Source organism: Tepidibacter mesophilus, assembly GCF_002724055.1.
Taxonomy (GTDB): domain Bacteria; phylum Bacillota; class Clostridia; order Peptostreptococcales; family Peptostreptococcaceae; genus Tepidibacter_A; species Tepidibacter_A mesophilus.
This window is the reverse complement of the sequence record NZ_BDQY01000017.1, coordinates 20,294-34,008: the sequence shown is the minus strand read 5'-3', so window position 1 is coordinate 34,008 and position 13,715 is coordinate 20,294. Positions and strand designations below refer to the sequence as shown.

Annotated in this window: 18 protein-coding genes, 1 tRNA gene and 1 other annotated feature; all 19 genes read right to left on the bottom strand. The window is 31.0% G+C overall.

Going from position 1 to position 13,715, the window contains the following annotated elements; translation table 11 throughout:
• Positions 1-219: 219 nt before the first annotated feature.
• Positions 220-582: a 50S ribosomal protein L7/L12 gene (gene rplL, locus Tmeso_RS10955; protein WP_099191115.1), complete on the bottom strand. Its 363-nt coding sequence runs from the start codon at positions 580-582 to the stop codon at positions 220-222.
• Between the two features lie 38 nt (positions 583-620).
• On the bottom strand, positions 621-1,124 hold the full coding sequence (rplJ, locus tag Tmeso_RS10950; protein WP_099191113.1) for a 50S ribosomal protein L10: 504 nt from the start codon (positions 1,122-1,124) through the stop codon (positions 621-623).
• 38 nt (positions 1,125-1,162) lie between these two features.
• Positions 1,163-1,297, bottom strand: a sequence feature (ribosomal protein L10 leader region).
• A gap of 48 nt (positions 1,298-1,345) precedes the next feature.
• Positions 1,346-2,044 carry a 50S ribosomal protein L1 gene (gene rplA, locus Tmeso_RS10945; protein ID WP_099191111.1) on the bottom strand — a complete coding sequence of 233 codons (699 nt, stop codon included), beginning with the start codon at positions 2,042-2,044 and terminating at the stop codon, positions 1,346-1,348.
• A gap of 61 nt (positions 2,045-2,105) precedes the next feature.
• On the bottom strand, positions 2,106-2,531 hold the full coding sequence (gene rplK, locus Tmeso_RS10940; RefSeq protein WP_099191109.1) for a 50S ribosomal protein L11: 426 nt from the start codon (positions 2,529-2,531) through the stop codon (positions 2,106-2,108).
• 35 nt (positions 2,532-2,566) lie between these two features.
• A complete protein-coding gene (gene nusG / locus Tmeso_RS10935) occupies positions 2,567-3,091 on the bottom strand; it encodes a transcription termination/antitermination protein NusG (protein WP_099191107.1) in 525 nt (174 codons plus the stop codon).
• 56 nt (positions 3,092-3,147) lie between these two features.
• Positions 3,148-3,372, bottom strand: a complete 225-nt coding sequence (gene secE / locus Tmeso_RS10930) for a preprotein translocase subunit SecE (protein ID WP_099191105.1) — start codon at positions 3,370-3,372, stop codon at positions 3,148-3,150.
• 23 nt (positions 3,373-3,395) lie between these two features.
• Positions 3,396-3,545, bottom strand: coding sequence for a 50S ribosomal protein L33 (gene rpmG, locus Tmeso_RS10925; protein ID WP_099191103.1), 150 nt, complete (start codon positions 3,543-3,545; stop codon positions 3,396-3,398).
• Between the two features lie 205 nt (positions 3,546-3,750).
• Positions 3,751-4,944 (bottom strand): elongation factor Tu, encoded by a 1,194-nt coding sequence (gene tuf / locus Tmeso_RS10920; RefSeq protein ID WP_099191101.1) that lies wholly within the window; start codon positions 4,942-4,944, stop codon positions 3,751-3,753.
• Between the two features lie 62 nt (positions 4,945-5,006).
• Positions 5,007-5,082: transfer RNA gene (locus Tmeso_RS10915), tRNA-Thr, on the bottom strand.
• Positions 5,083-5,137: 55 nt separating this feature from the next.
• A complete protein-coding gene (sigH, locus tag Tmeso_RS10910) occupies positions 5,138-5,779 on the bottom strand; it encodes an RNA polymerase sporulation sigma factor SigH (RefSeq protein ID WP_099191099.1) in 642 nt (213 codons plus the stop codon).
• A 108-nt stretch (positions 5,780-5,887) separates the two neighbouring features.
• Positions 5,888-6,397 carry an NYN domain-containing protein gene (locus Tmeso_RS10905; RefSeq protein ID WP_099191097.1) on the bottom strand — a complete coding sequence of 170 codons (510 nt, stop codon included), beginning with the start codon at positions 6,395-6,397 and terminating at the stop codon, positions 5,888-5,890.
• A 1-nt stretch (position 6,398) separates the two neighbouring features.
• On the bottom strand, positions 6,399-7,139 hold the full coding sequence (gene rlmB / locus Tmeso_RS10900; protein WP_099191095.1) for a 23S rRNA (guanosine(2251)-2'-O)-methyltransferase RlmB: 741 nt from the start codon (positions 7,137-7,139) through the stop codon (positions 6,399-6,401).
• Between the two features lie 11 nt (positions 7,140-7,150).
• Complete coding sequence (gene thyX, locus Tmeso_RS10895; protein ID WP_099191093.1) at positions 7,151-7,909, bottom strand: FAD-dependent thymidylate synthase; 759 nt, start codon at positions 7,907-7,909, stop codon at positions 7,151-7,153.
• 178 nt (positions 7,910-8,087) lie between these two features.
• On the bottom strand, positions 8,088-9,488 hold the full coding sequence (locus Tmeso_RS10890; RefSeq protein ID WP_099191091.1) for a M28 family metallopeptidase: 1,401 nt from the start codon (positions 9,486-9,488) through the stop codon (positions 8,088-8,090).
• Positions 9,489-9,814: 326 nt separating this feature from the next.
• The gene (locus Tmeso_RS10885) at positions 9,815-10,210 is read right to left on the bottom strand and encodes a Mini-ribonuclease 3 (protein WP_099191089.1); all 396 of its coding nucleotides are present in this window, start codon (positions 10,208-10,210) and stop codon (positions 9,815-9,817) included.
• A gap of 1 nt (position 10,211) precedes the next feature.
• Entirely contained in the window at positions 10,212-11,606 is a 1,395-nt protein-coding gene (gene cysS / locus Tmeso_RS10880; RefSeq protein ID WP_099191087.1) for a cysteine--tRNA ligase, read from the bottom strand.
• A gap of 12 nt (positions 11,607-11,618) precedes the next feature.
• The gene (epsC, locus tag Tmeso_RS10875) at positions 11,619-12,155 is read right to left on the bottom strand and encodes a serine O-acetyltransferase EpsC (protein WP_099191085.1); all 537 of its coding nucleotides are present in this window, start codon (positions 12,153-12,155) and stop codon (positions 11,619-11,621) included.
• Between the two features lie 135 nt (positions 12,156-12,290).
• Positions 12,291-12,443, bottom strand: a complete 153-nt coding sequence (locus Tmeso_RS16465) for a hypothetical protein (RefSeq protein ID WP_099191083.1) — start codon at positions 12,441-12,443, stop codon at positions 12,291-12,293.
• A gap of 176 nt (positions 12,444-12,619) precedes the next feature.
• Positions 12,620-13,534: a cysteine synthase A gene (cysK, locus tag Tmeso_RS10865; protein WP_099191081.1), complete on the bottom strand. Its 915-nt coding sequence runs from the start codon at positions 13,532-13,534 to the stop codon at positions 12,620-12,622.
• Positions 13,535-13,715 lie beyond the last annotated feature (181 nt).

Sequence of the window (13,715 nt, the reverse complement as noted above, 5' to 3'; positions counted from 1 at the left end):
GCATTCAATAATGTTATCATATTTTTGTCAATAGGTCAACATATTTTTGTTAAAAATGTCAATCAAATTAAATGTTAATTTTTAATATTTATATTTATTCCATTGTTTTCTATTGTATCCATTTTCAGTTTAATTATAAATGTTTTATAAGTCTATTTTAATTTTTTTTAAAACGCATAAAAAAAGGTGCCCAATAGGCACCCTTTTTCCTAAAGTAAATTATTTTACTTCTACTTTAGCTCCCGCAGCTTCTAATTTTTCTTTGATTTGCTCAGCTTCTTCTTTTGAAGCTCCTTCTTTAACAGCTTTTGGAGCTCCGTCTACTACAGCTTTAGCTTCTTTTAATCCAAGTCCAGTTATTTCTCTAACAGCCTTTATAACTCCTACTTTTGAAGATCCTGCATCAACTAATACTACGTCGAATTCAGTTTTTTCTTCTGCAGCAGCTCCACCAGCAGCTCCAGCCATCATTACTGGTGCAGAAGCAGATACTCCAAACTTTTCTTCTGCAGCTTTAACTAATTCATTTAATTCTAAAACTTTCATATTTTCTATAGCTTCTAAAATTTGCTCTATAGTCATTTTTAAGCACCTCCGATATTTTATTAAATGTTAATTTATTAAGCTTCTTGTCCCTCTTGCTTCTTGATTAAAGCATCTACTAAGTATGCAAAATTTGAAACTGGAGCTTTTAAGCTGCCAAGTAATTTTGCAATAAGAACTTCTCTTGAAGGAATCTTAGAGAATTCTTCAATTTGTTCTTTTCCATAGAATTCACCTTCAACTATTCCCATTTTAAGTTCTAGTTTTGGATGATTTTTCATAAATTCACTTATAACTCTAGCTGGAGCAACTGGGTCTTCATATCCAAAAGCTATTGCATTTGGTCCAACTAACGACTCATCATTTAACTCGCTAATTCCAACTTGCTTAGCCGCTCTTCTAACAAGAGTGTTCTTGTAAACTTTGTATTCTACGTCAGCTTCTCTGAACTTCTTTCTAAGTTCTGTAACTTCTTCCACTGTTAATCCTCTATAATCAACAATTACAGTTGACGAAGACTTTTCTAATTTTTCAGCTATTTCTGAAACAACTTGTCCTTTTAATTCTACTATTTTAGACATCTAGGTCTCCACCTCCTTCGTCTATTTTATATATTTCACCGCGCATTATAAAAGCCTTTGTATGTAGACATACAAAGGCTTCATTCTCTAAATTAATAAATTTATAGAAAACCTCGGTAGGTAAAATTAAGCTATAAAGCACCTACTGTCTACGGTAAAACATTTATTTTTTCAACTTTTTAAGTATAAAACATTTAATTCTCTATGTCAAGAGTTTTTTATTATTCTGCAACTCTAACTGGATTTATTTTAACTCCAGGACCCATAGTAGATGCTACTGTAATAGATCTTAAGTATTGTCCTTTAGCAGCAGATGGCTTAGCTTTTATAATAGCTTCCATTAAAGCTGCGAAATTTTCTACTAATTTTTCTTTTCCAAATGAAACTTTACCAACTGTAACGTGAATTATATTAGTTTTATCTAATCTATATTCAACCTTACCTGCTTTTATTTCATCTATTGCCTTAGCAACATCAAATGTAACTGTTCCAGACTTAGGATTTGGCATTAAACCTTTTGGTCCAAGTACTCTACCTAATCTTCCTACAACACCCATCATGTCAGGAGTTGCAACAACTACATCAAAATCAAACCAGTTTTCACCTTGGATTTTAGCTAATAAATCTTCAGCTCCAACAAAATCTGCTCCTGCCGCTTCTGCTTCTTTAGCTTTTTCTCCTTTAGCAAATACTAAAACTTTCTTAGTTTTACCAGTTCCGTGTGGAAGAACTACAGCACCCCTTACTTGTTGGTCTGCATGTCTTGAATCTACACCTAATTTAATGTGAGCTTCAACTGTCTCGTCGAATTTAGCTTTAGCAGCTTCAACTGTTAATGATAATGCTTCAGAAGCATCATATAATTTGTTTTTATCAACTAACTTAGAAGCTTCTAAGTAGTTTTTTCCTTTTTTAGCCATTTCATTTACCTCCTTGTGGTTTATATCGGTAATTTTTACCTCCCACTTTTTTAAGTTATTATTAGTCTTCTACAACAATACCCATACTTCTAGCAGTTCCAGCTATCATGCTCATAGCAGCTTCAACTGTAGCAGCATTTAAATCAGGCATTTTCATTTCAGCTATTTCTCTTACTTTATCTTTAGATATAGTAGCAACCTTTGTCTTGTTAGGTTCTCCAGATGCTGACTCTAAACCAACAGCTTTCTTAAGTAATACTGCAGCTGGTGGAGTTTTTGTTATAAATGTAAAAGATCTATCTTGATAAACCGTTATAACAACCGGTATTATAAGTCCAGCCTTATCTGCAGTTTTAGCATTAAATTCTTTACAGAATCCCATTATATTAACACCATGTTGTCCTAATGCTGGTCCTACTGGTGGAGCTGGAGTAGCTTTTCCTGCAGGTATTTGTAATTTTATTTGTCCTATAACTTTTTTAGCCATTTTAGTACACCTCCTTGATAGGTTTGTTCTTTAGATTATATTTTTTCTATTTGATTGAATTCCAGTTCAACTGGAGTTTCTCTACCAAACATCGATATTAATACTTTCACAACTTCTTTTTCTAGATTTATTTCTTCAATATTTCCCATGAATCCTTCAAACGGTCCATACTTAACCGTTATAGCTTCTCCAACTTCTAAATCTATTTCTAGAGTTGATTTTTCAACACCCATAGTTTTAACTTCTTCTTCTGATAAAGGAACCGGTTTAGATCCCGGGCCTACGAATCCAGTTACTCCTTTAGTGTTTCTAACTATATACCAAGATTCATCAGTAATAATCATTTTAATCAAAACGTATCCTGGGAATATTTTTCTTTGTCTAGATTTTGTCTTGCCATTCTTAGTTTCTACTATCTCTTCAGTAGGTACAGCTAAATCTAGTATGAAATCTTCCATACCTCTAGTTTTAACAGCTTTTTCAATAGTAGCTTTTACTTTGTTTTCGTGACCTGAGTAGGTATGAACAACATACCATCTAGCTTGTTCTAATTCTGACATATTATCTTAACTGCCATCTACCTAAATATTAGATGACACTGACCTCCTTTGCGGAATTATCTATTTAGCATAAGCTTTAACAAAAATCCTATACCAGAATCAACCGCCCACACTAATACAGTCATTAAAAGACATGTCATTAGAACTACTCCAGTATATTTAGTTAGCTCTTTTTTGTTTGGCCAATGAACTTTTTTAAGTTCCCCTTTAGTTTCTTTCAAGAATATACCTATACTTTTAGTATTTTCTTTATTCGAATTTATATTAGTTTGGGCCGACATTCCCACGTCACATCCTTTATAAACTATTTTGTTTCTTTGTGAGTAGTATGTGTTTTACAGAATCTACAATATTTTTTTAATTCTATTCTGTCTGGATTGTTTTTCTTGTTTTTAGTTGTATTGTAATTTCTTTGTTTGCATTCAGTACATGCTAAAGTTACCTTAACTCTCATTTGGCACACCTCCTAATTTGTCCTGTCCATATCTTAAAGCAACCTATTATTTTTACACATAGATTGCTAGTATTGTAAGTATTACCTTATAAAAGGTATCATATTTTTATGGTTATGTCAATTATTTTTAAAAATATACTATTATATTTTCTTAATACTCACTCTAGAAAAAAAAGAGAAGGAAGACTTCCTTCTCTTTTTTTAATTATTCTATTATAGTGGCAACTACTCCTGCTCCTACTGTTCTTCCACCCTCACGGATAGCGAATCTTAATCCCTCTTCCATTGCTATTGGAGAAATTAATTCAACTTCCATTGTGATGTTATCTCCAGGCATTACCATTTCTGTTCCTTCTGGTAATTTTATTGATCCTGTAACATCTGTTGTTCTAAAGTAGAATTGAGGTCTATATCCATCAAAGAACGGAGTATGTCTTCCTCCCTCTTCTTTCTTTAATACATATACCTCTGCCATTACTTTAGTATGAGGCTTTATTGATCCTGGCTTAGCTAATACTTGCCCTCTTTGTATATCATCTCTTTGAACACCTCTTAATAGTGCTCCGATGTTATCTCCAGCTTGTGCTTGATCTAGAAGCTTTCTGAACATTTCTACTCCTGTACAAACAATCTTTTTAGATTCTTCTGCAAGTCCTACTATTTCAACTTCATCTTGAACCTTTAAGATTCCTCTTTCTACTCTACCAGTTGCAACTGTTCCTCTTCCTGTGATTGAAAATACGTCCTCTACTGGCATTAAGAAAGTCTTGTCTATATCTCTTTCTGGCTCTGGGATATATGCATCGATTTCTTCGAATAATTCTACTATTTTGTCTCCCCACTCACTTGATGGATCTTCTAATGCTTTAAGAGCTGATCCTTTTACTATTGGAGTGTCATCTCCTGGGAATTCATACTCATTTAATAAGTCTCTTACTTCCATTTCAACAAGCTCTAATAACTCTTCGTCATCTACCATATCACACTTGTTTAAGAATACTACTATGTATGGTACTCCAACTTGTCTTGAAAGTAGTATATGCTCTCTTGTTTGAGGCATTGGACCATCTGCTGCAGAACAAACTAAGATTGCTCCATCCATTTGAGCTGCTCCTGTAATCATGTTCTTAACGTAGTCAGCATGTCCTGGGCAGTCAACGTGTGCGTAGTGTCTGTTTGGAGTCTCATATTCAACGTGTGCTGTTGAAATTGTGATTCCTCTTTCTCTTTCTTCTGGAGCTTTATCTATATTTGCAAAATCTACTGCTTCTCCTAATTCATATCTTGAGAATAATGTTTTTGTTATAGCTGCTGTTAATGTTGTTTTACCGTGGTCAACGTGTCCTATTGTTCCGATGTTAACGTGTGGCTTATTTCTTTCAAATTTAGCTTTTGCCATTTTTTATTCCTCCTTTAGATTTATGAAGTGAATTTGTCATTTCATGCTTAAAACAAAATTTTTGGAGCCCATGAGCGGACTTGAACCGCCGACCTCCGCCTTACCAAGGCGACGCTCTACCTACTGAGCCACATGGGCACTCTAGACTTTCGTTAAATATTTTACTACTCATAAAAAGTAAAGTCAATACGTTTTAATCATTTCTAGACTCTAAATATTTTTCAAGTTTTCTTTTAACTCTTTGAAGTGCGTTGTCTATTGATTTCACGTGTCTTTGTAGTTTATCTGCTATTTCCTGATATGATTTACCACTTAAGTACAATTCCAAAACTTCAAGTTCTAACCCACTCAATATTTGACTTATTTTAGTTTCTATATTATTGAGCTCTTCTCTACTTATTATTAATTGTTCAGGGTCTGTTATTACACTTGTTGTAATTATATCCAAAAGAGTCCTATCTGATTCCTCGTCATATATAGGTTTGTTTAAAGATATGTACGAATTAAGAGGTATGTGTTTTTGTCTTGTTGCTGTTTTTATAGCTGTTATTATTTGTCTAGTTATACATAGTTCTGCAAAAGCTTTGAATGATGATGTTTTGTCTTCATCAAAGTCTCTTATAGCTTTATATAAACCTATCATACCCTCTTGTATTATATCTTCTTTATCTGCACCTATTAGAAAGTATGATCTAGCTTTAGCTCTTACGAAGTTCTTATATTTTTTTATTAGATATTCTAGAGCTAATGTATCGCCATTGCTGGCTTTAATTATTATTTTTCTCTGATCTATCTCTTGTTGATAATAATCATTTTTTTCTTTTGCAACTAACATTTATACTCCCCTCCAACTAGGAACCCACTGTTTTATCTTTATAAGTAATTTTTCGAATATTCTTTCATCAATTATTATAGATAAGATTCGAACTAGAGTCAAGCTATTTCAACGGTTTCTCCTTATTTTCTCAAGTTTCGACAATGTTTCTTCATCGATAAGAGAGTCCAATGTGTTTTTTTTTATTTTCTTTTGAATAGTTTTCTTTGATATTTTTGATTTAGCAAAATCAACTTCTAATTTTAATTCTCTTGCTGAAATCCTTATTGCACCTTTGCCTAATACTATCTGCTGTTCTGCCCAATCATTAGTTGCAACTTTAATAATATCACGCTTGTCCATCTGGGTTATAAGTTTTTCTATATAACTGTCCGCTGTTTGATTTTCTTTAGTGTACACCGTTTCTAAGTTTTCATATTCTTTAAATACATTCCTAGAACCTTTTACCAAATATGCGTCAAATACTATTATAACCTTTATTCCATTGTAAGATGCATGCTCAACCATAATTTCTACTAATTTTTGTCTTGCTATTTCTAAGCTTTCATTAGCTAATTCTTTCAATTCTTTCCAAGCATTTATTATATTATATCCATCTAAAATTAGGTATTCTTTCACTTTATCCCTCTTTAGTTTCTATTCTTTGTTTAAATGCCTCATATAACATTATAGAAGCTGCCACAGATGCATTTAATGATGTTACATTTCCTACCATAGGGATTTTTACTGTAAAGTCACAATTTTCTTTTATAAGCCTTGATATTCCTGAACCCTCGCTTCCTACAACTATGCCTAAAGATCCTGTTAAATTTTGCTTATAATAATTTTGACCATTCATATCTGCAGCTGCTATCCAAAGTCCATATTCTTTTAATTTTTTTATGGCACTAACTAGATTTGTTACTTTACATAAAGGAACATATTCTACAGCTCCAGCGGAAGCTTTTGCAACAACAGGTGTTATAGATGCCGATCTTCTCTTTGGAACTATAACTCCATGAGCACCAACTGCATCAGCAGTTCTCATTATAGACCCTAGGTTATGAGGATCCGTTATTTCATCTAATATTATAACAAATGGATCTTCATTTTTTTGTTTTGCTATCTCAAGTATTTCTTCTAATTCATAATATCTATAATCATTACCCATGGCAATAACTCCCTGATGAGAGTGCGATTCACTTATTTCATCTATTTTTTTCCTATCAACATACTGAACTATTATTCCCTTATCCTTAGCCATTCCGATAATTTTCTTTATAGATCCTTCAGTTGTTCCTTTTGCTATCATTATTTTATCTATATTTCTTTCTCCTCTTAAAGCTTCTATCACAGGATTTCTTCCTTCTATTTGTATCATATACTCACCTCTTATAACTGCTTAAATTTTTGTCTTATGTCATTTATTTTGCCACAACTCATCTTTCCTTCTGGACAAGCTCCAGCCACACAATTTGGTCCTATATTTTTGAATATAATAGGAGCAGCATTTCTTGCTTCCTTAAGCATCAATGTAGCCATTTCTCTTATTTCCCATTGAGCTCTTTCGCAGCATCTATGTTTGAAGAAATTAAATAAACTTCTAGCATTCATAGTAAATACCATTTTCGTCTCACATGCATTAGGGAATACATATCTTGCATCCTCTATCGATTTCTTTTGAGCTAATAATTTAGCTTCTTTTCCAGTTTTTCCATCTTCAATAAAATTATTAAAATGTTTATTAAATAAAATATCGACAAGTTCATCATATGCCTTTTGATCTTTTTCCATAGACTCTATAAATATTTTTTTAGCCTGAGGTATACTTTCAATTTCTGGTGGTATTATGTACTCAAAACTTCCTAACGTTACATACCTTTGACTTTGTTGAGAAAAAGAAGCTATACGATGTCTTACAATTTGATGTGAACAGCTTCTAGAAATTCCTTCAACGGCAAAAGTAAAATTAACATGCTCAATAGGAGATTCATGTCCTATATTTATAAGCATATTTAAAAACTTGTCCACCTTCTCATCAGTTAAATCCTTTTCTATATCATCAACTCCAACAGATGAATAGCAAAGCTTAGCTGCCATAGACACTACTTTTTCTGGATTCGGTGTATACTCTATTAATTTTACTTTCACAAAAAATCCCCCTTTGAATTTTTAATATTATCTTAAATATTATATCATTATACTGTTTGACAGTGGAAATTAAAATTAAAAATTAGTCTATTAACTATGCACTAACTTATGTTGCTAATGACTACTTAATAGTAAAAAGTCCTTAACGCAATATGTTAAGGACCTTTTATTAAAAATTTTATTCCTTTATAAATTCTGGATTTTCAAAATCATATTCATCTAATTTAGATTTGTCATAATTATTTTCTTTAGCATCTAATTTTATTTCAATATTATCTTTAACTTTTAACATTTTTAAATCTTTAACTTTTTTTGGAGATACATTTGATATATCACAAACCATTTGAGTAACAATTGTACAAGAGTTTTTAAGGTTTTCTAATTGTATATTCTCTATAGTATCTTTATCTGTATGGTAATTCTCATCTTGTTCATACATTAAGAAAGAAACTGGAATTCCTACAGCTTCAAAAGGAGCATGGTCACTTCTAGTTGAAGCATCACGCTTATATCTAATTCCTAGTTTACTAGCGTATTGTTCGGTCAAATCTGCTATAAATGAATTTGTATATCTTTTAGATGTAAATATTCCTAGAGTATCTCCTACTCCAACCATATCTAAATTAATCATGCAGTGTATATTATTTAGTTCTGATTGGCTTAAATCTCTTACATATTTTTCAGATCCTATTAATCCTATTTCTTCAGAACCAAACGCTATAAATTTAATATTATAATTTAATTGTTCAGAAGAAAGTACTCTTGCAATTTCTAATAACGAAACTGTTCCCGAACCATTATCATTCGCTCCTGGAGTATCAACGCAATCATAATGAGCTCCAATAACTATAGTTTTAGCATTTGGATTATCAGAGTTTAGAGTACCTATAATGTTTTCAGAATAACTATTTTTTTCTACATTATCAGCTTTTATTGTAGCTTTTACTACTTCTTTAGAATCTAGTTTTGATTTTAAAGAATCACCATCTTCACCAGATAACGCAATAGCAGGAATATTTGTAGTTTTTTCTAAAGTTCCGCTCTTTATTACTCCTATATCATTGTTATAAATTATAACTCCTATTGCTCCAGCATTTACAGCATTTTGAGTTTTTTCATAAAAAGAGTAAGCACCTCTTTTTATTAATGCAATTTTACCCTTTACATCAATATTTTTAAAATCAGATTTAGCTCCTAATCCTGCAAATACAATTTCTGCTGTAATACCTTCTGGAGGAGTAGCTGGAGAATAAGAAAAGTTTGTACTATTTAAATATACTTTTTTAGATTCAGTAATTACACATGATGCACTGTCTAATCTAGCAGTCATAGGAAATTTCTGTCGTTCTACATTTAACCCGTATTTTTCAAGTTCTTGGTGAATATAATCTGCTGCTTTATATTCACCTTCAAGACCTGCCACTCTAGCATTATCTTCATTTGCTATTTTTAGTAAATGATTATACATATTTTCTGTAGAAATATTATCACTTATAGGATTAGCATACCCTACAGAAGTTACACACATTATCATAACAATTAACAAACATACCGATTTAATCTTTTTAAACTTAAACATAAATACCCCCCTATATTTTTTCTTGATTTAGTTCTGTAAATTCATCACCTCCCATAGAAAAATTGATTTTGAATATTGCGAATTTTCTTCAGAGTGTTCATTCTAAGCTTCATTTTTATAGTCATTAAAAAATTCAACAATTAAAAATTAAAACCTTTTATACATATCACTTTATTAAAGATCGCCTTTTACATTCCAAAATAGTCTTTTTTTATAACATAGAAAAATTATTCTGTAATTTATCCTAAACTCTCAAATCATCAAATTTAATATAGAGTAAAAAAAGGATTGAAATATTAATATTTCAATCCTTTTTTTACTCTATATTAAATTTGATTTTCTATAATTTCTATAGCCTTACTCATTATATAGTTGACTCTATCTTGTTCTTTAACTAAATGTAGGTACCCAATCAAAGCTTCAAATCCAGTAGCATATCTATAATCTGTTGTATCTGCATTTTTTGGTACCTTATTTGATTTTTGATTCCTACCTCTCTTTACGATATAACTTTCATCATCACTCAGCTCTTTTTCTAAAGAAAATACTGCTTTAGCTTGGGAGCTTGCTTTTACAAATTTAACTGCATTTTTGTGAAGTTCATTCACTTTACATATATTATTTTTATTTATTAAATATTCTCTTACGAAAGATTCATATACTGTATCCCCCATATAAGCGAGTACTATAGGTGACATATTTCTAGCTTGTATTTTTTTCATATTAAACTCTTCTCCATTTTACACCTTGTCTTGTATCTTCTATTGCTATTCCCATATCAAGTAGCTTTTGTCTTATATCATCCGCTAATTGATATTCCTTATCCTTCTTGGCTTGTGTTCTTTGCTCTATAAGATTTTCTATATCTTCATCTATGTTATCATCATTTGCTTTATTAGCTATATTTAAAACACCTGTTAGCTCTTTAAATAAATTATAGCATTCATTAGCGAATTCCAAAGAAGCTTTATCGTCTACATTCGAGTTTATAAATCTAGCAAGTTCAAATATTACACTTATAGCATCTGCTGTATTTATATCATCATCCATACTTTCTATAAATCTAGTTCTAAAAGTATCTAATTCTTTAACAAGAGATTTCTCTTCGTCAGTAATGCTTCCATATAGTTTGTCTTTTAAAAACTCTAGATTACTTTTAGTATTATATAGTCTTTCAAGTCCAGCACCAGCTTGTTTTAGCATCTCATCACTAAAATTCACTGGATTTTTATAGTGCGCACTTAATAAAAAGAATCTTACTACGTCTAAATCATATTTTTCAGATATATCCCTAACTGTAAAGAAATTACCTTTAGACTTAGACATTTTCTCATTATCTATATTTATATATCCATTGTGAATCCAGTAATTAGCGAATTTTTTGCCAGTTCTAGCTTCAGTTTGAGCTATTTCATTTTCATGATGAGGAAATGTTAAATCTTGACCTCCTGCATGAATATCTATAGTATCTCCTAGATATCTGCTAGACATTACAGAGCATTCTATATGCCAACCAGGTCTTCCTTCTCCCCACGGACTGCTCCATCCGGGCTCACCTTCTTTTTTGCTCTTCCAAAGAACAAAATCCATTGGACTTTTCTTATTATCATTAACTTCTATTCTAGCTCCAGCTTCTAAATCTTCTATATTTTGCTTTGACAGCTTTCCATACCCATCAAATTTTTTAGTATCAAAATATACGTCTCCATTTACAGCATATGCATATCCTTTTTTCTCTAAATCTTTAACAAATTCTATTATTTGCTCTATATTATCAGTAACTCTAGGATGAACAGATGCTCTTTTTATTCCAAGTCCATCTGCATCTGTGAAATATTCTTTTATATATTTGTCTGCTACCTCAAGAGAAGTTATCTTCTCTTCATTAGCCTTGTTTATTATCTTATCATCGACATCTGTGAAGTTTTGTACATAAGTAACATCATATCCTCTATATTCAAGATATCTTCTTAAAGTGTCAAATATTATAAAAGGTCTTGCATTTCCTATATGAAAGTAGTTGTATACTGTAGGTCCACATACATACATCTTTACTTTACCTTCTTCTAAAGGAATAAATTCTTCTTTTTTTCTAGTTAAAGTGTTATATAACTTCATTTTACCACCTCTTTATAATTTTTCATCTACTCTAATCCCATTTCTCTTTACTATTTTACCTGGTATTCCTACAACTGTACAGTCTTTAGGAACCTCTTTTAATACAACTGCATTAGCTCCAATTTTCGAATTGTCTCCTATTTCTATAGGTCCTAATATTTTTGCTCCTGCTGATATTATAACATTATTACCTATAGTTGGATGCCTTTTTCCTGTATCTTTTCCTGTCCCTCCTAAAGTTGATCCATGAAAAATAGTGACATTATCTCCTACTTCTGCAGTTTCTCCTATTACTATACCCATTCCATGATCTATAAAAAGTCCTTTTCCTATTTTAGCCCCTGGATGTATTTCTATTCCAGTTAAGAATCTGCTTATAGTAGATATCATTCTAGCTATAACGAAAAATTTCTTATTATATAAAAAATGCGAGCATCTATGAATTAAAATAGCATGAAGACCTGGATAATTAAGTATAATCTCCAATGTTCCCCTAGCTGCTGGATCCTTTTCTTTAATAACATTTATTTCTCTAATTATGGTTTTCATATTAATCCTCCTTAAATAATTTCTATTAACTATATTATACTTCCCATTTATCAATTTGATATATCAATATGATAAATATACCATATTGATATAAAAATAAAAAGCCCCGAATTATAAATTCAAGGCTTTTTTGAACTAATTTTCTAAAAACTCTATCTTTTTAGATGAATATTCATTGTACTCTTCTTCAGATATTATATTTTGATCTTTCATTTTATTTAATACGTCCGTAAATTCTTGACAAAGAGATTTTAATTCTAACTTAATTGCATCAATTTCTTTACTCATCACTATAACCCCCTATAAAAACAATAGTTATACACATCTATTAATATAATACACATTCTATGCACATATTATGCACAGACTTATACACAATGTTCACTATTTATAATATTATGTTTTTTACAAAAAATTCCTTCATCATTTTAAAATTTTTTTTCTAAGGGGTTAATATATACTTCCTAATATAAATTATCTACACTTAAATATCTTTCTCCAGTGTCAGGAGCAATTACTACCACATTTTTTCCTTTTCCTAATTTCTTAGCTACTTCAATAGCTCCAAATACAGCGGCTCCACAAGATATACCTAGAAATAACCCTTCTTTTTTAGCAAGTTCTCTTGATATATTATAAGATTCTTCAGTTGAAACAGTAATAACTTCATCTATTATATCTGTATTTAAGACTTTAGGTATAAATCCAGCTCCTATTCCTTGGATTTTATGGGGTCCAGCGCTTCCACCAGATAAAACAGGAGAGTCATTAGGCTCTATTGCGTAGATTTTAATATTGTCTATCTCTTCTTTTAAAACCTCCCCAATGCCAGTTATAGTTCCACCAGTTCCAACTCCTGATACAAATGCGTCTATATTTGAATCTAAATCTTTAATAATTTCAATAGCTGTTGTTTTTCTGTGCATATCAGGGTTATCCATATTGTCAAATTGGCTAAGAATTACATAATTATCATTTTTATTAACAAGTTCATTAGCTTTATCTATTGCACCCTTCATTCCTTTTGAGCCCTCTGTAAGTACAATTTCAGCCCCGTATGCTTTTAATATTTTTCTTCTCTCTATACTCATTGTTTCTGGCATAACTAAATTTACTTTATATCCTTTGTATGCCCCTACCATGGCGATCCCTATTCCAGTATTACCACTAGTAGGTTCAACTATGGTATATCCAGATTTTAATTGTCCTCTTTTCTCCATCTCTTCTATCATATTAAGTGCTATTCTATCCTTAACAGAGCCTCCTGGATTAAAGTATTCAAGCTTAATATAAATATCAGCCATGTTCTCATCAACTAATTTATTAAGCTTTACAAGAGGAGTATTTCCTATAAGTTCACCTATATTATTATAAATCATAAAAGTCCCTCCTTAATTCCTACTGTTTTTGTCGGAATAGTTTATTAAATAATATACTTATAATTAATATTTGTCAATATCAAAATGATAAAATTCATTTAATCAAAATAGTTACAAGTATAGTTCTTCCATCCATGTTATCCATAGAACGAAAAGTTTATAATGCACTACAATATAAAAA

Excerpts from the sequence above, each read along its gene's own strand:
- rplJ (WP_099191113.1), bottom strand. The coding sequence starts at position 1,124 with ATGTCTAAAATAGTAGAATTAAAAGGACAAGTTGTTTCAGAAATAGCT.
- rplK (WP_099191109.1), bottom strand. The coding sequence starts at position 2,531 with ATGGCTAAAAAAGTTATAGGACAAATAAAATTACAAATACCTGCAGGA.
- cysK (WP_099191081.1), bottom strand. The coding sequence starts at position 13,534 with ATGATTTATAATAATATAGGTGAACTTATAGGAAATACTCCTCTTGTA.
- Tmeso_RS10885 (WP_099191089.1), bottom strand. The coding sequence starts at position 10,210 with ATGAAAAAAATACAAGCTAGAAATATGTCACCTATAGTACTCGCTTAT.
- rpmG (WP_099191103.1), bottom strand. The coding sequence starts at position 3,545 with ATGAGAGTTAAGGTAACTTTAGCATGTACTGAATGCAAACAAAGAAAT.
- Tmeso_RS16465 (WP_099191083.1), bottom strand. The coding sequence starts at position 12,443 with ATGAGTAAAGAAATTGATGCAATTAAGTTAGAATTAAAATCTCTTTGT.
- sigH (WP_099191099.1), bottom strand. The coding sequence starts at position 5,779 with ATGTTAGTTGCAAAAGAAAAAAATGATTATTATCAACAAGAGATAGAT.
- secE (WP_099191105.1), bottom strand. The coding sequence starts at position 3,372 with ATGTCGGCCCAAACTAATATAAATTCGAATAAAGAAAATACTAAAAGT.
- epsC (WP_099191085.1), bottom strand. The coding sequence starts at position 12,155 with ATGAAAACCATAATTAGAGAAATAAATGTTATTAAAGAAAAGGATCCA.
- Tmeso_RS10890 (WP_099191091.1), bottom strand. The coding sequence starts at position 9,488 with ATGTTTAAGTTTAAAAAGATTAAATCGGTATGTTTGTTAATTGTTATG.
- cysS (WP_099191087.1), bottom strand. The coding sequence starts at position 11,606 with ATGAAGTTATATAACACTTTAACTAGAAAAAAAGAAGAATTTATTCCT.
- rplA (WP_099191111.1), bottom strand. The coding sequence starts at position 2,044 with ATGGCTAAAAAAGGAAAAAACTACTTAGAAGCTTCTAAGTTAGTTGAT.
- rplL (WP_099191115.1), bottom strand. The coding sequence starts at position 582 with ATGACTATAGAGCAAATTTTAGAAGCTATAGAAAATATGAAAGTTTTA.
- tuf (WP_099191101.1), bottom strand. The coding sequence starts at position 4,944 with ATGGCAAAAGCTAAATTTGAAAGAAATAAGCCACACGTTAACATCGGA.
- rlmB (WP_099191095.1), bottom strand. The coding sequence starts at position 7,139 with ATGATACAAATAGAAGGAAGAAATCCTGTGATAGAAGCTTTAAGAGGA.
- nusG (WP_099191107.1), bottom strand. The coding sequence starts at position 3,091 with ATGTCAGAATTAGAACAAGCTAGATGGTATGTTGTTCATACCTACTCA.